Source organism: Gaetbulibacter aestuarii (assembly GCF_039537665.1).
Classification (GTDB): Bacteria; Bacteroidota; Bacteroidia; order Flavobacteriales; family Flavobacteriaceae; genus Gaetbulibacter_A; species Gaetbulibacter_A aestuarii.
This window is the reverse complement of record NZ_BAABAY010000007.1, coordinates 53,785-75,028: the sequence shown is the minus strand read 5'-3', so window position 1 is coordinate 75,028 and position 21,244 is coordinate 53,785. Positions and strand designations below refer to the sequence as shown.

12 protein-coding genes are annotated in these 21,244 nt (G+C 36.8%); all 12 read left to right on the top strand.

The window, feature by feature from the left end; all coding sequences use genetic code 11:
* The first annotated feature begins 1 nt into the window (after position 1).
* The 12 genes from ABD682_RS13340 to ABD682_RS13285 all read left to right on the top strand — a co-directional run bounded on the left by ABD682_RS13340 (position 2) and on the right by ABD682_RS13285 (position 21,188).
* Positions 2–2,467 carry a T9SS type A sorting domain-containing protein gene (locus ABD682_RS13340; protein WP_344742031.1) on the top strand — a complete coding sequence of 822 codons (2,466 nt, stop codon included), beginning with the start codon at positions 2–4 and terminating at the stop codon, positions 2,465–2,467.
* A gap of 11 nt (positions 2,468–2,478) precedes the next feature.
* A complete protein-coding gene (locus tag ABD682_RS13335) occupies positions 2,479–5,691 on the top strand; it encodes a SusC/RagA family TonB-linked outer membrane protein (protein ID WP_344742030.1) in 3,213 nt (1,070 codons plus the stop codon).
* 12 nt (positions 5,692–5,703) lie between these two features.
* Positions 5,704–7,293 carry a RagB/SusD family nutrient uptake outer membrane protein gene (locus ABD682_RS13330; RefSeq protein WP_344742029.1) on the top strand — a complete coding sequence of 530 codons (1,590 nt, stop codon included), beginning with the start codon at positions 5,704–5,706 and terminating at the stop codon, positions 7,291–7,293.
* Between the two features lie 2 nt (positions 7,294–7,295).
* Positions 7,296–9,131 (top strand): sulfatase family protein, encoded by a 1,836-nt coding sequence (locus ABD682_RS13325; RefSeq protein ID WP_344742028.1) that lies wholly within the window; start codon positions 7,296–7,298, stop codon positions 9,129–9,131.
* Positions 9,132–9,165: 34 nt separating this feature from the next.
* On the top strand, positions 9,166–10,488 hold the full coding sequence (locus tag ABD682_RS13320; protein ID WP_344742027.1) for a sulfatase family protein: 1,323 nt from the start codon (positions 9,166–9,168) through the stop codon (positions 10,486–10,488).
* Positions 10,489–10,560: 72 nt separating this feature from the next.
* Positions 10,561–11,406 (top strand): alpha/beta hydrolase, encoded by an 846-nt coding sequence (locus ABD682_RS13315; protein ID WP_344742026.1) that lies wholly within the window; start codon positions 10,561–10,563, stop codon positions 11,404–11,406.
* 210 nt (positions 11,407–11,616) lie between these two features.
* Entirely contained in the window at positions 11,617–11,949 is a 333-nt protein-coding gene (locus ABD682_RS13310; protein WP_344742024.1) for a hypothetical protein, read from the top strand.
* A gap of 31 nt (positions 11,950–11,980) precedes the next feature.
* Positions 11,981–12,856 (top strand): T9SS type A sorting domain-containing protein, encoded by an 876-nt coding sequence (locus tag ABD682_RS13305; RefSeq protein ID WP_344742022.1) that lies wholly within the window; start codon positions 11,981–11,983, stop codon positions 12,854–12,856.
* Positions 12,857–12,964: 108 nt separating this feature from the next.
* Positions 12,965–14,059, top strand: coding sequence for a glycosyltransferase family 2 protein (locus tag ABD682_RS13300; protein WP_344742021.1), 1,095 nt, complete (start codon positions 12,965–12,967; stop codon positions 14,057–14,059).
* A gap of 485 nt (positions 14,060–14,544) precedes the next feature.
* Complete coding sequence (locus ABD682_RS13295) at positions 14,545–17,499, top strand: SusC/RagA family TonB-linked outer membrane protein (protein WP_344742020.1); 2,955 nt, start codon at positions 14,545–14,547, stop codon at positions 17,497–17,499.
* An 11-nt stretch (positions 17,500–17,510) separates the two neighbouring features.
* Complete coding sequence (locus ABD682_RS13290; protein ID WP_344742019.1) at positions 17,511–19,028, top strand: RagB/SusD family nutrient uptake outer membrane protein; 1,518 nt, start codon at positions 17,511–17,513, stop codon at positions 19,026–19,028.
* A 288-nt stretch (positions 19,029–19,316) separates the two neighbouring features.
* The gene (locus tag ABD682_RS13285; protein ID WP_344742018.1) at positions 19,317–21,188 is read left to right on the top strand and encodes a right-handed parallel beta-helix repeat-containing protein; all 1,872 of its coding nucleotides are present in this window, start codon (positions 19,317–19,319) and stop codon (positions 21,186–21,188) included.
* The last annotated feature ends 56 nt before the right edge of the window (positions 21,189–21,244 follow it).

Here is a 21,244-nt window from a genome sequence, read left to right as displayed (position 1 = left end):
GATGAAATTACAAAAAAACATATGGATATTCCTTTTGGTGGTTATGAGCAACATGGCAACCAAACTTCAGGCACAGCTTCCTTTAGTAAGTAATCAAAATATTGATTTTTCTTCTGCTGTGCAGACCATATCTGGCGGCAATTGGAGCAACCCCGCAATATGGAGTAGCGGCTCAGTTCCTGATGCAAATACAGATGTGATTATCAGTGCAGGTCATACGGTTTATATTGATGTTCAAGGTGTTAATTCCGGAGATGTTGTGAGTTTGTGCAATAATCTTAAGGTAGAGCAAACAGCTATACTTCAAATGGGCTTAAACGACATCGCCTTTTTAAAAATTCTGGAGATCAATGGTAGTATCCTGTGCAATGGTACGTTTTCCGCAGGCAGGAATCAGCCCGGAGCCAGTGGTGATGGTTCTATTTACGCGAATAATAGCCGTATTTACATGAATATTACTCAGGACAACACCTACATTTCAGGTTCAGGTTTTTTAAATGCAAAGGCATTGAGTATCTATAGCAGCTTTGCAAATAAGAATCTCACCATCGACCTGTATAATATGGTCTTGGATGAAAACTTTTCAATAAAATCTGATAATAATGTTAATGTTACCATTTCGCATTTCGCTTACATCGATATAAAAGAAACCCTTGGTTTAACCGGAAGTACGTATCAATACAGTTCGGCTACAGCCAAATCAAATCTTACCATTAATGGTATTGTTGTAGCTAAAGATGTTAGTCTTTTTACAAAAAATGATACCCCGGGTGAAACTACCTACCTTACTATTGGTAATCAAGGCAGTTTATACACTTTAAAAGTAAACAAGGGTATTCTGGACCGAAAGGCTCTGGCTGGAGGTTTTAATTTCACTATTGATGCGGGAGGTTTGTGGCGTTTAGGTCAGGGTGTTGATCTGGCCAATTTAACAACGAATAACGCAAACTTTGTATTAACCAACAATGGTGAAATACGAAAGCATTATTCTGAAACCATGCCAACAACCGCGCAAATTACGGCCAAGATTGATCAATACGATCCTAATTTAGGTGTAGATGTGAGTCAGATTCAGGATATTTTCGGATCGTCTCATATAGCAGGATGGTATAATTTTACCAGTCGGCCTTATTTACTGGAGGGTTTAGACTATTATAAAACATTTGGTTCCACGGCTTTAAAAACTGTGTTATCTGCAGTAAACGGAAAAATGTACAGTGCATATCCATTTAATAGTACCTGGCCAACCTTCCAAACCTTAAAGGATGTGGCACAACACGAATACATTGATTCTCTTTTTAAGCGAACACATATAAAAACTCATAATTTTTGGACAACTACCAAAAAGCAAGGCGATTTTAAAAATGGCCCTGATTTTAATCACGATACCTATTTAAACGAAGAGCAACAGTTCTACGACTTAACGAAGTACCTCCTGGACACCTATGGTAGTCTGGGCAAAACTTTCGTTTATCAGAATTGGGAAGGCGATTGGATGCTTCGTGGCGGTGAAGGTGTAAATTGGGAAAATAATCCCACTTTGATTCCTGACGATATTGATTGGGAAATTGAAGGTATGGCCAGATTGTTCAGAGCCAGACAACGAGGTACCGAGCGTGCCAGAAATGAATATACTTCAGCAACAACTTCTAAAGTATTTCATGCCATGGAATTCAATAAACTTTGGATGGACAGTGGCGGAGGTTATATCACCATGATGGATAACGGTACGCCTTGCGTAGTTGCAGATGTGATCTCAAAAACCCGGTTAGATGTAACGTCCTACTCAGCCTATGACGCCAGCAGATCTAATGCTGGTAACCCGGAAGGTCATGTGATGTGGAAAGGTTTGGAAATAGCTCGTTATTACACCAACGAAACTAAGGCAATGTCTACGAGTTTTCCGGTTCAAATTGGTGAATTCGGAATCAATGAAAATCCACCTTACAATGGTAGTAATGACGAAGCTACCATAAGAAGTCGCTATGGGCGCTACATAGGTGTAGCCCTGGGGTTGGGCATACCTAATTTTTATCTATGGAATCTCTATTGTACCGATCAGCAGGGGCCTTCAGGTTTTACCTGGGAAAAAGGAGTGCAATATGATACGGCATTTTTATATGACAATATGAATGGTAAATGGCTTTTAGAACCGGATGGAACCTGGGGTTATGCAGCTTCATTTTTAATGGAGCAATGGGCGAATACTTTATCAAATGGTTCTACAGAAAATTTTGAAAATGGAATTACGCTATTTCCAAACCCCGCCAGAGACCATATTTATTTGGGAAATATGAAAACCGATGCCACCATAGCAATTTTTGATATGAATGGAAGAACTATAAAGTTGTTTAACTATAAAAATAACACCCCAATCGATGTTTCGAGTTTAGGTAAAGGCGCCTATATTCTACAAATCAAAGATATTAATAATGCCACGCAAACTAAAAAACTAATTATCAATTAAACACATAACTAATGAAGAACATACTCTTATTTCTATTTTTATGGCCACTCACTTTTTTTGGTCAGGAAATTACAGTAAAAGGCACAGTGATGGACGAAGATTTAAAACAACCTTTACCAGGGGTTTCTGTAGTCCTTCAAGGAACAAAAAATGGAACCGTAACTGATTTTGATGGAAAGTTTGAAATCGAAGCCAAAAAAGGCGATCAGTTGGTGTTTTCATATGTAGGAATGAAATCTCAAGTGGTTACTATAACGAGCGCCACGATGGAAGTTTATCTACAAACCGATGTAGCGCAATTAGATGAGGTTGTGGTGAGTGTCGGGTACTTTGATGTAAACAAAAAGGATTTATCAGGTTCGATAGCTCAAGTAAAATCAGAAACCTTAGAAAAACAAAGAGCACAATCAGTTGAAAAACTATTGCAAGGTCAGGTAGCCGGTGTTACTGTTACTGAAAATGGAGAACCCGGTGGAGGGATTGCCATTTCTATTAGAGGTACCAATTCATTTTTAGGGGGTACACAGCCCTTATATATTGTAGACGGCTTGCCTGTAGACCCAATTCAGGATGCTCAAGGAAATGGCGGGGCCGGATCGGCTCAAAACTCTTTAAGTTTTTTAAACCCTAACGATATTGACAAAATAGAGGTGTTAAAAGATGCAGCAGCTACAGCCGTTTATGGCGCTAGAGGGGCTAATGGAGTTATATTGATTACCACAAAGACAGGAGGTCAAGAGCAAGGAAAAGACAATATCGAGGTTACTTTTGATACATTTATTACCAATGTGACCAATAAAATAGATGTTTTGGATGGCCCAACTTTTGAAGATTATATGAACAGAAGATCCATCAATCAACTGTACTTAAACATCTCCAACCCGAACTATGGTGGTCCTGGAGGCCCTTTTGATGGGAGCCAAGCCTTAACCTCTGCGAATTATCCTGAGTTAGATGGGTTCAGCATACCTTATTTAACCAGTTCGGGATTAAATACAGATTGGCAGGAGGAAGTATTTCGTCAAGCTGTATCAAAATCCTATAATGTCTCTTATCGAGGCGGAACACCTCAAAGTAATTTGTTGGTAAGTTTAGGTTTACTAAATAACGAGGGCGCCATTATTAATACCAGTAACAAACGTGTAACCTTAAATGTAAATGGACGAAAAAAAGCATTTGACAATAAAATAGACATTTTCTCTAAAACCAATATTGCTTACAATAAAGGTAATGCAGCATCCATTGGAAATGGTGATTTGCTTTTAAATAGAAGTGTGACCTCTCAAACGCTTCAATTTCAACCTATTTTCGGATTATTAGAACCCGGACAAGATGATGATGTTTATGCTGACTTAAATGAAGGGAATATTATTTCAAATCCTTATACCTTAGCTAAAGATGTAACCGATTTAAAAGAAAGTTATAACATTCTTCAAAACTTAAGTGTTACCAGTAAGATAACTCCAAAGTTAACTGCTATCTTAAAAGGTGCCTTTAATTTTCAAATGAGTAATAGAGATATTTATTATCCAACGAATACAACAAGAGGTAGAAGAAATAATGGAGAGGCTTCTCAAGCCAACCGTCAGTATAGAAAATTATATGGCGAATTTAATTTAAGATACAGGAATCGTTTTGGAAAACACCGTATCGATGCCGTTGCTGTTGGAACCGTTGAAGATGTTCAAATAAGAACCACATTTAACCGGGCCTTTGGATTTGGAAACGATGTATTACAATTTTATAACCTGGGAGCAGCTACAGATATTTTACCACCAGTAACTAACTTTCCTTCTTTTAGATTAGCTTCTGGTATTGTAAGAGTTGGTTATAATTACAAAAGAAAATATTTTGTAGATGTTAATGCCAGAGTAGATGCCTCTTCAAAATTAGCACAAGGAAACAAAGCAAACTTTTTTCCCTCGATGGCATTAGCCTGGACGGCGTCAGAAGAACCTTTCTTAAGAAAATCGAACGTTATTTCTAACCTTAAGTTTAGATTATCTTATGGTCGCGTTGGTAATGACGCTATACCTCCATTTCAATCTTTATCTTTGGGAGAAGCCATTCGTTATAATTTTAATGGTCAAATTGCTACAGGTATTATTGAAACAAATCTACCAAACCCAAATTTAAAATGGGAGCTTACAGACCAGTTTAATTTTGGTATAGATATAGGACTTAACGAAGATAAAATAAATCTAACGTTCGATACGTATTACAAACTCACAAGCGATTTATTACAAAATGTAATTTTACCTGCCTCAAATGGTTTTGTAAGAATCCTGGACAATTTTGGTGAAGTAGAAAATTATGGTTTGGAAATCGCTCTTAATACCGATATCATTAACAACTCAGATTTTCAATGGAGTTTTGGCGGTAACTTTAGTTTGAATAGAAATAATCTTAAAAGTTTAAATTCAAATTTAGATTTTCAACTTGGGCCTAATGTTGGTTTCGCGCAAGAAAATCCCATTTTATTTCAAGTGGGGAGTCCTTTAGGAATTTTCTGGGGCGCACAAACCGATGGGATTTATGAATCCTGGGATGAAGCGAATGCGAGTGGCATAGTAGGTGCTGCACCGGGTGAAATTAAATATATCAATAATGATACTAATACTGTGGATGGCAACGGTAATCAGGTGATCAACTTTGATGATTACGTTCAAATAGGTGATCCTAATCCAGACTTTAATGTCGCAATAACAAATAATTTTAATTATAAAAACTGGGATTTAAGTATCCTGGTTACGGGACAAAAAGGAGGTGATCTTTTTTGGGTAGATTCCTGGCCTCTTACCGGTAACTCAAACTCAAGAAATGGTTTAAGCGCTGCTTTTGCCGATTCCTGGCAGGCGCCACTTGGTGTAGATACATCAGGGCAGGTATTTTATGATCCTGTACTGGCAAATACCTCTGGCGTTGGAAACCCGGCTCCTTTGATTGATTCTAACGGGCCAAGAATAATTTCATCAGATAGAAATGTGTATGATGGTTCGTTTATCAGATTAAAGAATATTAACCTTGGTTATACCATCAATTTTAAAACAAGAGGATCGTTAAGACTATACGCAACAGCCCAAAACCTATTTACAATTACTAATTATCCTGGTTTTGATCCTGAAGTTTCAACATTTAACAAAGACCCTCAACGAAGAGGTGTAGATTTTGGAGGATATCCGGGTGTACAAACCTATTCTCTTGGCTTAAATTTCACTTATTAAAACCCACTGAAAATGAAAACTATAGATATAAATAAAATAAAATTCATTGGCTTACTGCTTTTTTCTTCAATAGTATTTACAAGTTGTGAAAGTTACCTTGAAGAAGATCCTTTAAATCAAGTGGACATAGGCAGTTTTTATCAAAATGAATCTGATGCTTTAGCCGGTTTAACCGGTGCTTATGCACAATTAAAAAGTGGCAACGGTTATTACAGACAACAATTTTTATCAAACTTATACGCCTCTTCAGATCAAGGCCAAAGTAGTTTTAATCACCGAGATTTTAGATTTGGAACCATAACGAATAGCGAACCTTTGATTGAAAGAACCTGGATTGATGTATATACCGCCATTAAAGATGCGAATAATGTTATTGCAAGAGTACCTGAAGTTCCGGAAATAGATGAAACATTACGCTTGAGAATTTTAGGCGAAGCTCGATTTTTAAGAGCACTTCATTATTTTAACCTGGTAAGATGTTATGGTGAAGTTCCATTAAGAACCACACCTGTAAAACCTGGCGAAAAAGGCTTACCCCTTTCACCGGTAGTAGATATTTACAAGGTTATTATAGAAGATTTAGAGTTTGCAGGGCAAAACTGCTGGGGCTTCAATGAAACAAGAAATGGATTTACAAATAATATAGGAAGAGTAACTAATGCTGCTGCCCACGCAATGCTCGCTAAGGTATATGTGCAAATGGCTTCATCTTTGAGAACAGCCCAAGCTGGAGATACTGGTAACGAGATTTACCTTACGCTTACTGAAACACCAGATTTTTATTACCAAAAAGCCATTGAACAAGCTGATTTAGCATTACAACAACCTTATTACCGATTAGCGTCAGACCTAAACGAATATGAAACTATTTTCGATGCTAAAAACGGAAATAATTTCGAAATGCTTTTTGATATACAAGGTGCTTCAATTGCAGGTGAAGGAACTGCAGTTTCTAACTTATTTAGCCCGAGAAATTCCGGTTTAGCTGGTGGTGGTTTTGGAGGGGTAAATAGATTACAACCACAATACATCAACAAAAGTATTAATAAGAATGACCTCAGATACTTAAATTCAATAATTTATTTTTATCAAGATGAAACAAACACCTATGAACTCGGACCTGGTTTAACAGGTTATATCAGAACAGTTACCGCAACTGGTGCATCTGCCGGTAATTTCTCCAGAGTTTTCACAAGTAAATATATCGACACGGATGCTACTACTGAGTATACCAGTCAGCAAAATTGGCACGTCATCAGATTGGCCGATGTGTATTTACTGCGGGCTGAAGCGTTAGCCGAATTAAATCAAGATCCTGCTTTGGCAAATGACGATATTAATGTGTTAAGAACACGCGTTGGAATGACGGATCTATTTGATGGTACCGGTTTAACTATGGGTGAGTTTAGAGAAGCATTATTGCGGGAAAGGGGTGTGGAATTGTTTATGGAAGGACATCGATGGTTCGACTTAACCAGAATGGGTGTGTACAACGAATATTGTATAAGAACTTATGGAAATAATGTAGGTGCCAGAGGCCCAGAAGATTATACTTGGCCTATTCCATTAATAGAAAGTTCTGCAAATGACAATATCGACTAAAAATGAATTATAAACTTGCTTTATTCGTATGCTTACTGAATTTATCATACTCATTTTCACAAGAAAATAGTAATGGTAAGCCTAATGTGGTTTTTATCATTTCGGATCAACATAAACTGGAAGGCTCCGGGGCATACGGAAATTCACTTGCTATAACACCAAATATTGATGCTCTTGCTCAAACGGGGATACGGTTTACAAATTGTTATACACCGGCACCCGTTTGCGCTCCGGCTCGAGCTGCTTTAATGACAGGTATGTATCCCTACGCTAATGGTGCTGTTTATCATAAAGCTCCAATAAAGATGCCCAATGGGCGAATAAAAAATATTGGTAGTGGATATTTGCGTGAAACCGGTTATCATGATGGTATAGAAACGTTAGCAGAAGTATTTAAAACTGAAGGTTACAGTACCGCTTCTCCTGGAAAAATGCATGTACATGGTGAACTTCAAAAAAATGTGGATGAAGACCATAAGGAAGGAAATTCAATGGGTTTTGATGAAGCAAGTGTTCGGTTTTATACGTATTTCCCTGGTGGGCATTACGAAGATGAAGTAGGCGAGGATGAATACATGAGATACCGACAATTTAAAAAATATAAAGATGTTTATAAAGGAGGTGCTTCCGATATCAATACCGATTATCATACGACACTCGTAAATAACGACGAGGATAATTTTGATATGGTAGTTGCTCGAAAGGGTATTGAATTTTTGGATAAACGGGCAAAAGACGGCAATAATTTTTTCCTGTATCTCGGTTTTGAAAAACCGCATCCACCGTTTACTACCACACAAAAATATTTGGACATGTACAATCCGAAGGATTTTACTTTGCCTGATACTTATAACGATTGGTATAAAAAAGGGAAATATCCGTGGGTACCCAATTGGGTGCATTCCGGGGTTCCAAAAGATCTTGAAAAAGCTCAAAATGTCATGGCTGCCTATTATGCTTGTGTTACGGAAATGGATGATATGGTAGGTCGGATCGTTAAAAAATTAAAAGATGATGGGCTTTATGAAAACACCATAATTATTTACACCACAGACCACGGAGAGCATTTGTTTGAGCATGGTTTACGCGGAAAACATTGTATGTATGAAGATGCTGTAAATGTGCCATTTATTATTTCATATCCTAAGTTGTTTAAGCAAAATGTTGTCAACAATTCATTGGTGAGTTTTGTAGATATCATGCCAACATTAACCGAACTTATAAGTGGAAAAACACCAGAAACTGCTCAAGGAGTTTCTTTAGTGGATATTTTGAAAAATGGAGGCGAATTAAAAATAGATAGAGCGGTATATTCAGAATTCAGAGGCACCAATTATAATCTGCTTCCCGATATTAAAAATGTGCCTTCCAGAATGATGCGTAAAGGCGATTATAAATTTATTTATACGCATGGTATCATTGATCAGTTGTATAATGTTAAAGAAGATCCGGACGAGTTAGATAATTTGATCTTCAAAAAGCAATACGAGAAATTATATCGAAGTATGTTTTTTCAAACATTATCTGATTGGCGTTTTCCTGAATATTCGCCCATGGAAATTTCTTTGGAAAACCATGTAATGAACTGGCCAAAATCAGACGAATTCAAAAGCTATGACATCTATTTTTCAACAACTAATAATTCGGAAGAAGCTGATTTGATTTCAGAAAACATTCATAGCAATTCATTTACAGCAAATAAAGCAGGGTATTATTGGGTTGTTGCTCATATGAATCTGGTGAAAACAACGAAATTCTATGGTGATGATATTCCCGTTGCTCTTGAAAATTACAGTTACACTTTACCGGTTTCAGATCCTGTTTATGTTGCCAATTAGGCACTCTAAAAATCAAATTAAATAGATTCCTACCATGGAACTAAATAGATTTAAGTTATTTCTTTTCCTAATCGTTTTTGTACTTTTTAAGTATACTAATGCACAAGAAAAACCAAACATTATTTTTATTCTCGCAGATGATCTGGGCTATGGCGATTTGAGTTGTTATGGGGCACAAGACATTGAAACACCTCATATTGATGCTTTGGCTAAATCTGGAATCCAGTTCACCAGAGCTTATGCGAATAGTACGGTATGTTCACCAAGTAGAGCAGCGATACTAACGGGAAATTATCCTGATTATGTTGGCGTTCCGGGGGTTATTCGGGATATGCCGGATAACACCTGGGGTAATCTCAAAGATGATCTGGTAACCTTGCCGGAAGCCCTTAAAAAGGTCCAATACAATACAGCAATTATTGGAAAATGGCATTTAGGTTATAAGGCTCCGGATATTCCTAAAGAAAGAGGTTTCGATTATTTTAAAGGGTTCTTGGGGGATATGATGGATGATTATTACACCCATAGAAGAGCCGGTGTTAATTGGATGCGGGAAAATGAACAGGAAATTGATCCGCAGGGTCACGCCACGGATTTATTTACAGATTGGACTTTAGATTATTTAGAGAAACATCGGAAAGAGAAAAAACCTTTCTTTCTTTATCTGGCTTATACGGCACCTCACAATCCGGTGCAACCACCGGAAAATTGGTTGGAGAAAGTTCAAAAAAGGGAGCCCGATGCTAGCCTGAAAAGACAAAAACTCATAGCATTAATAGAACATTTAGATTACAATGTAGGACGTATTTTGGATTACCTCAAAGCGTCTCACCTTGATAAAAATACAATCGTTGTCTTTACATCAGATAATGGAGGAGCCCTTCATTATGGTGCAAGTAACCAACCCTATTCCGGAGGAAAAGGTGATTTGCTTGAAGGTGGCATCCGAATTCCATGTTTGGTAAAACTTCCCAATCATTCGAAAAATGCAATGAGCGATTCACCCATACTACTCATGGATTTTTATCCAACGCTGGTTGAATTGGCTAAAGGAAAAACAGAAAACGAATTACCTTCCAAACCTATAAATGAACTTTTAGAAAGAGACAAGGTTCCATCGAGGGAGATGGTCTGGATGCGTCGTGAGGGATTTATTTTTGGTGGTAGAGCGTATTATGCGATTTCTGATGGGCGTTATAAATTGGTTCAAAATCGTCCTTTTACCGGATATGAATTATTCGATCTTAAAGAAGACCCTTTAGAGAAAAACCCCTTGGATAATCCCGAACTGAAAAAGAAATTAATGACGATTCTTATGAAACATATTCAAGTTTCGGGCAAAATTCCCTGGCAATAATTTGATAGTTACCAAAGCAATTAAACAAAATCATCGGATTCATATCCAACTCGAAATAATTGAGACTTTTTTATGAAAAGAACAAGCATTACCATAATATTATTAGCATTATTATCTCAGGTTTATTCGTTTTCTCAAAATGAAACATTTGTATATAAAAAGATTGATACAACGTCATTGGTCATGCAAGTGTTCAAACCAGATTCCATTGACATGGCAAAAAAATACCCGGCGATGATTTTCTTTTTTGGTGGCGGATGGAATAAGGGTAAAATAAGTCAGTTTGAACCACATGCCAAATATTTTTCCAAAAGAGGTATCGTTTGTTTTTTGGCAGATTATCGCGTAAAAAACAGACAACAAACCACGCCATTTGAGTCGCTTAAAGATGCGAAATCAGCTGTGCGTTACATTCGTGAACATGCAAAAGAATTCCACATCGATCCGGATAAAATTATAGCTTCAGGAGGCTCAGCTGGAGGGCAGCTCGCTGCGGCTACAGCTTTAATTGAAGGATTTAATGAGGATTCAGATAATTTATCCTTTAGCTGTAAACCCAATGCTCTGGTATTATTTAATCCTGTTGTTGATAATGGTCCGGGCGGTGTAGGTTATTCACGAATTGATCAGGCTTACAAGGAATTTTCACCCCTGCATAATATTAAAAAGGGCGCACCACCAACCATTATTTTTCAGGGCACGGAAGATTATCTCATTCCGGTAGAAACTATAAAGTATTATCAAATGGTTATGGAAAAAGTAGGTAGCCGCTGTGATGTTCATTTTTATGACGGCAGAAAACATGGCTTCTTCAATTATAGAAAATTTGATAATTATAAGGAGACGGTTTACCAAACCGATCAGTTCTTACAATCGCTTGGATATTTAGAAAAAGATCCAATGGTAGAAATTAAATAACATCAAATCCAGGTTTGAGTTTCTTGAAAATTTCTAATCCCAGAAATTTCCTACTTCATTAGTTTTCAGTCTTGTAAGACTTTTCTATTGAATATATTGATTTATAAGGCTTGAATAGTATTTAAACTTTTTTGAATGGTTGAAAAACCTGATTTAGAGAGTTTGTTGATACTTTGGTGAAAACTAAAAATCATTAAAACTAATTCAATCATGAAGAAAAGAATTGTATTACCATGTATCGCTTTGTTTTTAAGTATGGCTATTTACGCTCAGCCAAATCCGGAAAAGAAAGCTCAAAAAATCACCGATAAAATTACGGAAGCCTTGTCGTTGAATAAAGCAGATAGTAAAGCTGTTTACAATATTCAATTAGAGCGTTTTAAGGATGCACAGGATATTCAAAGAAAATACGCCAATGACCCAGAAATGAAGAAGGAAAAACTTAAGGCAAATGGCAATGAAACCTATAACAAAATGAAAAATTATTTAGGGAAGGAACGTATGAAGCAGTGGGCTGATTATCGGAAAAACAATAAAAAGTAAAAACGAGAACTAACTTTTAATACCAACAATTATGAAACAAAAAATTACATTTTTAACTACTTGTTTAATAACATTATTAAGCATTACATTTGGTTTTGCACAAAACCTAATAGTGAATGGCAATTTCGAAGCAGGAAATGTAAATGACGGTTGGGGTAACAGTAGCACAGGGGTAGAGTACAGTTATAATACAGCGATTGCGTCAGCTGGACAAGTTTACAGTGGATTTGGATATACCTTAACTGCTACTCATGGAGGAACCTTTGCAGGTCATGTAAAAACCGGTGGATCCGCCCTACGTCAGGTTGTACCGGTAACTGAGGGATCAACTTATGTTGTTCAATTTTGGTTTACAGGAACAAAACTGAATACGGCTACTTCTGCTGTTATTACTGATTTAACAGGGGGTACTGAAAATGGCAATTTACCTTTAACACCAATCGTTGCAGATAATGGTGCTAATGCCTTAAACAATACAGATTATGGGTGCGAAATTTTAGATAATTCAGGATCAGCATCAAGTTGGCAGGAGGCAAAATTTTCATTTACGATACCCGCGGCTTCTGGTATCACTCAAGTTAGGTTTACTTATTTTCTTCCTAATGGTAACCAATTTCACTTTCTGGATGATGTGTCAGTCGTAGAAGATAATAGCTTATCAGTTGATGATTTAGTAAAATATGATTTTAAATCGTTTCCAAATCCTGCAAAAGATTTTGTGACTATATCAGCTTCTAAAAACATTAATAAATTTGAAATTTATAATCTTGTTGGTCAACAAGTTTTGAATAGAAGAATTGACCGTAGCAATACTCAGGTTAACGTGTCTAGCCTTTCTAAAGGGATTTATGTTATGAGAGTTTTTATTGAAGATGCTGTTGGCTCATTTAAAATAATTAAAGACTAAATTAAAGAAACCAATTCCTCCTTAAGAATTGATTATTAGCCATTCGGAGTGGGACTTAAAGTAATTTTGCAATAAGTCTCCGCTCCGAATTTATTTTAAATTCGAAACTTGAAACTATCCATAATCATATTAAACTACAACGTACGCTATTTTTTAGAACTATGTCTAAAAAGTGTTCAGGCTGCCACAAAACAACTTAATGCTGAAATTATTGTGGTTGATAATTATTCAACGGATGATAGTTGTGCCATGGTGAAGACTTTATTTCCTGAAATTACGCTTATTCAAAATGATGTAAATTATGGGTTTTCAAAGGGAAACAATATAGGGGTAGCCAAAGCCAGTGGCGACTATTTGTGTTTTTTAAACCCGGATACCGTCGTAGCAGAAGATACCTTTGAAAAACTTCTTGAATTTGCCGAACAAAAAAGAAATCTTGGGATTTTGGGGTGTAAACTTATTGACGGCTCAGGAAATTTTCTTCCCGAAAGTAAACGAAATATTCCCAAAATTGGTACTGCCTTTAAAAAACTTTTAGGGTTTTCAAAACATTATTATGCCACCCAAATTGAAGAACATGCCATCCAAAAAGTTGATGTTTTGACCGGAGCTTTCATGATCTTAAAACGAAATGTTTTTCATACCATAGGAGGTTTTGATGAGCAGTATTTTATGTACGGCGAAGATATCGATTTGTCTTATTGTAGCTTGAAACATGGTTTTGAAAATTATTACTTTGGAAAAACAACCGTACTTCATTTCAAAGGTGAGAGCACCATTAAAGATGCTATATATGCGATGCGATTCTTTGGTGCCATGAAAATATTTTATACCAAGCATTTTAAACGAAATATATTATTGGATCTACTAGTATTTTTAGGCATAAAATGTTTTAAGTTATCAAGACGATCTTCAAGGGGGAACCAACCAAGACCACAAATGTATTTATTACACTCAAACAAACTGAATGATAATCTGCAAAAGGTTCTAAATTACAAGTTGATCTTAAATAAAGAAGGATTCGCTTATCAAAATGATGTTCAGGTAATTTTTGATGCTAATTATTTAAAGTATAAAGAAATTATTAGTCAGATTGAACAGCATGCCTCAAAGGCAACTTTTAAAATTCTACCCAACAATACCCATTTTATTTTAGGAAGTAACTCGTCATTTGGTAGAGGTGAAATTTTAACTTTTCAATAGAATATTACTTAGAAATTCATTAGGAATAGCTGAAAACCCGTTAATCTTATTAGTTTCATAGGAAAACAAGAAAAAAACCTCCGTGTAAATACTTTTTTTGAGTCCATAAGCTTGTTTTTAACAACTCCTTTTTTCTTCCGACCAAACACCAAAATCTTCTTAAAATAGCCAAAAAACAGAAAAGACCTGTTTTCAAACTAAAAATGGCTAGTTTTTAGCATTCCATTTCAGTTCTCAATAATACCTTTATATAGATCATTGACAGATTTTGAACCATCGATTTTCTTCTTTATTGACCAACTTTTAATAAAACTAACTATTCAATTAGTTACGTAATCAACAAATGTTGTTTCTATTTCTATTACAGTACAATTTACTTTTAGAAATAAGGATTAAGAAGAAATTTCAAAACAAAAACTTTTTCAATATTAACTAACTAAACTTCAAGTATGAAAAAAACCAAATTAATGATTAAACAGGTCATAATGATTTGTTTAATAGTATGTGGAGTTACAACGTTGTCTGGACAGAATATCGTTCAGGGAAATGTAACTTCTTCCGATGGGCAACCTATTCCCGGAGTGAATATTCTTGTTAAAGGAACGACGCAGGGAGCAGCTACCGATTTTGACGGTAACTATGCGATCTCGGCGTCACCTGATGACATTTTAGTTTTTAGTTTTGTGGGATACAAAACTCAGGAACAGGTTGTAGGAGATCGCCAAACTATTAATGTCGTTTTGCAAGAAGATGCAACTTCCCTTAGTGAGGTTGTTGTTATTGGCTATGGTACAGCAAAGCGTAGTGATTTAACAGGAGCTTTAACTTCCGTATCATCTAAGGATTTTGATAAGCAACCCCTTAATAATGTGAGCCAGGCTTTGCAAGGTAGGGCGGCAGGAGTGCAGGTAACACAAAATTCGGGCGCACCCGGAAGCGGTTTTAAAATTAGGATACGAGGTGCGAATTCAATCACCGGAGGTAATGAGCCTTTGTATGTTATTGATGGGCAGTTCGCCGACATTAACACCATAAATGTGAATGATATCCAGTCGATGGAAGTCCTTAAAGACGCCTCATCTACTGCTATTTATGGAACCAGAGGTGCCAATGGGGTCATTTTGATTACCACCAAGTCAGGGCGCTCAGGGAAGCCTAAATTTAATGTGAATGTTTTTACAGGAATCTCCAACGTAACCCAAAAATTAGATTTGTTGAGTGCAGCGGAATTTGCAGAGGGAGTTAATTTTTCTGAGGGATCAGAGGTGTTTTCTGCCCAGGAAATTGCCGATTTAAGGGCCAACGGTGGCGAAGACTGGCAAAAACGACTGTTTCAAACGGCCTATTTTAACAATGTTCAGCTTTCTGCAAGTGGAGGTAATGATAATACGGACTATTATATTTCCGGTAATTATTATGAGACAGGAGGAACCATTGTAGACCATCAAAGGTTCAAACGGTTGAATCTAAGATCCAATCTCAACATAAAATTGTCCGAAAAAATAAAAGCTGGACTGAATTTTAATGTTGGCCAAGATAAAACTACCGGAGAAAGAGCTGATCTGGGAGTGGGATTGGCCTGGGATCCAACAACACCGGCATTTGATGAAAATGGCGACTATAATTTTGCCTCTAATTTAGCAACCTCAGATACCAACCCATTGGTGGCCGCTGAAAATAATGTACTTGTAAATACGCGAGACCGAATTAGTATCAACGGTAATTTCAATTGGGATATTTTGGATAATCTGGTATTCAATACCTCGGGAGGTATAACTAAAAGAGACATTCATAACAATCGCTATCAGCCCTTGATATCACTTCCTGGCGGGAGAGCCGATGTTGATAATATTTATGGTACGAACCTGTACAATACTAATAGGCTAACTTATACTCCAAATATTGGAGAAAACCACAGTTTAAAAATTGATGCTATTCACGAAATCGTAATTGATAAGTCCAATGGGGCTTATATTACAGCCACCGATTTTTTTACGGATTTGGTAACCTATAAGGATGTAAGTGCAGCAAATGTTCAAACCGTTGCCAATGATGAAAGCAACAGGGAACTCGAATCCTTTTTGGGTCGTGTCAATTATGCCTTATTGGATAAATATTTGTTTACTGCATCTTTCAGGGCTGACGGTTCAAGCGTCTTCCAAAAAGAAAAATGGGGCTATTTTCCATCTGCATCGATTGCCTGGAAAGCGTCTGAAGAAGAATTCCTTAAAGCTGTAGATGCCATAAATAATCTCAAATTAAGAGTTAGTTATGGTGAAGTTGGAAATCAAGGGGTTAAAGTTTTTGATACCCGATCCAAGGGTACTCTTGGCCTAGGGGTTGATTATCCATTTAATGGTATTTACACCAGAGGAGTTGCACCCTCAATACTTCTGGCCAACCCGGATTTGACCTGGGAAAAAACCAAACAAATTAATGCTGGATTTGATCTGGGTTTATTCAATTCGGCCATTAATCTTTCATTTGATTACTACAAGAAGAATACTACAGATCTTTTGTTATTTGTCCCGCTTGCTTCATTTTATGGCCCTGAGGGTTATTTTGATAATGCCGGAGAAGTTGAAAACAATGGGTTCGAAGTGACTTTGGATACCAGAATTTTACAAAATGAGGATTGGAATATTAAATCTACCTTGAGTATTTCAGCTAACAAAAGCAAAGTTTTAGCATTAAATGATGACCTCCAATCTCAAAGCTATGGAAGTCAAATTAGAGAAAGTACCTTTCCGGTATCCCCTTCGGTTGTTCAGGTGGGGCAACCTATAAGCTCTTTTAGGGGGTATGTTTTTGAAGGAGTTTATCAATTGGGTGAAGAAGCGGAAGCAGCCATCTATGGTAAAGTTCCGGGCCAGGCAAAATATAAAGATATCAATGGTGACGGTATTATTTCAACCGATGATATTACAATCATAGGAAATGGCAGTCCCGATTATACCTGGGGTTGGAATTGGGATATCAGTTTTAAAAATTGGAATTTGAACTTTTTGATGACAGGTTCCCACGGCAACGACATTTATAACTTGCAACGTGCCCGATTGATGGCACTTGGCGCAAAGCAGTTCCATGCCGTTTATGGAGATTATAGAAATAGATGGACCCCTACAAATCCTAGTGATATCCCATCGGGAAGAGATGGAACTGAAATTCTTTCTTCACAATTTGTTGAAGATGGATCTTACGTGACCATGAAAAACATTGCCTTGAGCTATAATGTGGATAAAAATTTTCTGAACAAGTTAGGTTTGGATGGTATCAGACTCTATGCCAGTGTTGAAAATTTATTTATCCTTACCAAGTATTCTGGATTTGACCCGGAAGCGACTGCATCTGTAAGTAACCAGGATACCGATACAGGTATTGATTACAATTCATATCCGTTAAACCGTTCATTTACCTTTGGTATCAATGTTAATTTTTAAAAAATAATACTATGAAACATTTAATTAAAATATTGTTTTTGTTTGGGCCGATGATGTGTTTGAACATATCCTGCTCAACCCTGGAAGAGGACACAAGTAGTTTACTACAGGTTGGGGTAATTTCTACCGAAGCAGATATCAAGGCCAACATTGCGCCTATATACAGGTCCGTACTTAACACCAATAATGATCCACATTATTTAAGATGCGCCACTTATGGGGCGGACGATATCACCACCTGGGTTGCCGGTAATAAAGCGCCACTAAGGGTATTCGATAGATTTGATTACGGAAGTGGTGAAAATTCAGATATTAACTGGCTGAATGTTGCCTGGGATAACTATTGGAATACCATTTATGTTTGCAATACATTGATAGAAGGACTAAAAACGTCTACTGCACCTGAGAATCTTGTGAAATTGGCCGATGGAGAGGCAAGAGTGTTTAGAGCACATGCGTATCTTAATCTGGTAAAAATTTATGGTAATGTACCAATTCTTTTGGATGGGTATTTACCCACGGGTGATGAGCAGCGTGCAACTGTAGTGGAAAACTATAAACAAATTGAAAGTGATTTACTGATTGCTGAAAATTCGTTACCAGCCCCCGGTACAGAAGACACGGGACGTGTATCCGCAGGTTTTGCAAAAACGGTATTGGCCGACCTGTATTTAACCTGGGCGGGCTGGCCGGTTAAGGATCAGTCTAAGTACAGCTTAGCAGCAACAAAGGCCAAGGAAATTATTGATTATGGCTATTACACCCTTCTGCCCCTTGATCAGTTATGGACTTTTGACGGCGCTATGAGTAAAGAAACCATTTTTTCCGTAAGAGTTCCTTCGGATGAAAGTAAGTGGGTGAACCAGGCAACTGCATTTACCTTTCACCAGGGAAGAGGCTTTTCTGATTGCTTTCCTGAGTTACGATTTTTCTATGATTTCCCTGAGGGGCCTCGTAAGGATTATACCTTCTTGTTAGATATTCCAAATCGTGGCGTTAAGGATGGGGCTATGTTCGATAAGACTCCTGCAACTATTCCATGGCAGGATTCAGATCGTGCCCATCCCATGTACAGAAAATATGTATATTCAGAAAACTTAACAGTATTCATTAGACCAGTAAATTTTAGACCTGTTGAATTGTATCGTTATGCCGAAGTACTTTTAATTTATGCTGAGGCTCAGGCAAGACTGGGAGAAAACTCAAGTTCTATTGAAGCTTTAAATGAAGTGAAGCGTCGCGCTGCGGGCTTACCATATAATGTGGCCAATGGCACTGTTGATGTGGCTTCCGCAACACCCAATGAGATTGTAGATGAAAAAGGTTGGGAATTAGCCGCTGAGAATAAACGCTGGTTTGATCTGGTGCGCACGGAGAGAGTTGCTGAAATGGCTGCTAAAAGAGATCCGTCCGAACCTGTTACCCTTGTAAGAATGCCAACTGAAGCGCAATACATTGCACCGATTCCTGCCCAGTCCATTAACAATAGTAAACTGTTACAGAATCCGGAAGGTTTCAAAATAAACTAAACAGAAGTCGAGTTGTTTTTATTTGAGTGGCGGAGTATTAACTTTTTAATACTTCGCCATTTTTTATGCCATATAATTCCATGTAAATCAATCGAACCATTTAATCCGAAACAGATAAGAAAATCCGTATCAAATCAACTCACATTTGTAACATACTAGTAAATAATCACAGCGTGTTACAAATTTGAATTATTATGTTACAGTTGTTTTTCGATTCAAAGTTATAAAATGATATGTTTGGAGAACTAGAAGTTACGCGATGTTCCATGCTTTCATAAAATTTTATAAATGAAAAGATTTTTTCCTGTTACCGTATTTTTAATTGTCCTGTTTGGCATGCTTCTTTTAAGCTGTGAGAATCCCTCAACTAAAGAAGATCAAAATAAAACTTCCAAATATTTCGATTTGAGTGGATCGGGAATATCGGAGGTAAAGGATGTTACACCCATTGTAATTAAAGCATTGCAAGAGTGCAAAGAAAAAGGTTATACAGGTATTAAATTTCCTAAAGGAACTTACCATTTTTATCCAACCTATGCGCCCGATTTTTATACGGCTATAACCAATAACGACAATGGTCTGAAAAGAACGGCCTTCCCACTTTTTAATTTTAATGATTTCCATATAGATGGTGGAGGATCGGATTTCATTTTTCACGGTAAAATGTTACCATTTATTATTGAAGGTAGTAGCAATATAAAAGTTACGGATTTGAGTATCGACTGGGAGGTACCATTTTTTGCTCAGGGTACTGTAGTAGGAAATGATCCTGATGACATGACTTTCGATGTAAAGATGGAAACTCCTTATCTGGTGGATGATAATCGCATTTATTTAACCCTTGAAAGAGAAGATTCACCTTATGAACAAGAATTTGGACACCGGTATGCCAAGCAGGAAAAGTATTATCAAAGACTTGGTCAGAACATCATATGGGATCGGAAAACCAAAGCGCCTTTGTACAAACATGGATTATATAGTGGCTTCGATAATAGTTTTTTCTTTCCTGCAAAAGTCTTAAATGATAGTGTCGTTCGACTAAGTTCAAAATATAGAATGGTTCCTCCTGTGGGATCCGTCTTCATTTCAAAAGGAGAGTATCTTAGCAATAGAGAATGTCCTGGATTTCGAATCTTCAAATCAAAAGATTTATTATTCAAAAATATCAATGTGTATCACACCGGTGCCATGGGGCTTATTGCAGAACGTTCTATGGATATCACACTTGATAGTTTCAATGTTGTTTTAAGAAAAGGAACCAAGCGATTAGTAACCACAAATGCTGATGCTACTCATTTTTGCAATTGCAAAGGCTTGATAACCATCAGGAATTGCACTTTTGAAAACATGTTGGATGATGCTACCAATGTACATGGAACTTATGCCAGAATTAAAAAGATTTTAAGCGATAAACAAATTGCTTACGAAACTTATCACCCACATCAAAAGGATTATTTATTTGCCGCTGCAGGAGACAGTGTTCGTATTGTAGACCAAAATACACTTCTTGGTAAATCCGAAATTTTAGTTATCGAAAACGTTGAACGGATTAATGAAAAGGTATCAATTCTGAAATTTAACAAATCGATTAAAGGAATAGCTAGTATTTACGATGGCATTGACAATGTTTCGTGGCATGCTTCTGCCTTAATTGAAAACAATACGGTTAGGAATAATCGAGCAAGAGGATTTTTAATTTCAACCTCCGGAAAAGTAGAGGTGCGAAATAATTTTATCTCTTCTCAAATGGCAGGTATGCGTATTTCGGGTGACCTAAAATTATGGAATGAATCCGGCCCTGTTGACAACCTTGTTATTGAAAAAAACCAGTTTGTGAATAATTTACACGGAGGAAATAAACAAGCGATAATCCTTATTGATCCTGAACTCAATGAAATTGTAGATCAGAGATATTACCACAAGGATATACTCATAAAAAATAATGAGTTTTACACCTTTGATTCGCCTGTATTGAGTGCAGAATCCGTAGACGGATTAACTTTTGAATCAAATAAAGTCATACAAACTGATGCCTATGAACCCATCTTCCCGGATGAGCCAAACCTAAGTATTCATCACTGTAACAACGTCACCATAAAAGATAATACGTATAAATTATTGTCAGGGGCGTATACAGATCTCTCTATCAATACCAATTAATACAAAAATAACAAACTAACTAAATTACACTTTATACTAACTAAATTAAACCAAGA

Coding starts and splice junctions, on each gene's coding strand:
- ABD682_RS13340 (WP_344742031.1), top strand. CDS start 2: ATGAAATTACAAAAAAACATATGGATATTCCTTTTGGTGGTTATGAGC.
- ABD682_RS13335 (WP_344742030.1), top strand. CDS start 2,479: ATGAAGAACATACTCTTATTTCTATTTTTATGGCCACTCACTTTTTTT.
- ABD682_RS13330 (WP_344742029.1), top strand. CDS start 5,704: ATGAAAACTATAGATATAAATAAAATAAAATTCATTGGCTTACTGCTT.
- ABD682_RS13325 (WP_344742028.1), top strand. CDS start 7,296: ATGAATTATAAACTTGCTTTATTCGTATGCTTACTGAATTTATCATAC.
- ABD682_RS13320 (WP_344742027.1), top strand. CDS start 9,166: ATGGAACTAAATAGATTTAAGTTATTTCTTTTCCTAATCGTTTTTGTA.
- ABD682_RS13315 (WP_344742026.1), top strand. CDS start 10,561: ATGAAAAGAACAAGCATTACCATAATATTATTAGCATTATTATCTCAG.
- ABD682_RS13310 (WP_344742024.1), top strand. CDS start 11,617: ATGAAGAAAAGAATTGTATTACCATGTATCGCTTTGTTTTTAAGTATG.
- ABD682_RS13305 (WP_344742022.1), top strand. CDS start 11,981: ATGAAACAAAAAATTACATTTTTAACTACTTGTTTAATAACATTATTA.
- ABD682_RS13295 (WP_344742020.1), top strand. CDS start 14,545: ATGATTTGTTTAATAGTATGTGGAGTTACAACGTTGTCTGGACAGAAT.
- ABD682_RS13290 (WP_344742019.1), top strand. CDS start 17,511: ATGAAACATTTAATTAAAATATTGTTTTTGTTTGGGCCGATGATGTGT.
- ABD682_RS13285 (WP_344742018.1), top strand. CDS start 19,317: ATGAAAAGATTTTTTCCTGTTACCGTATTTTTAATTGTCCTGTTTGGC.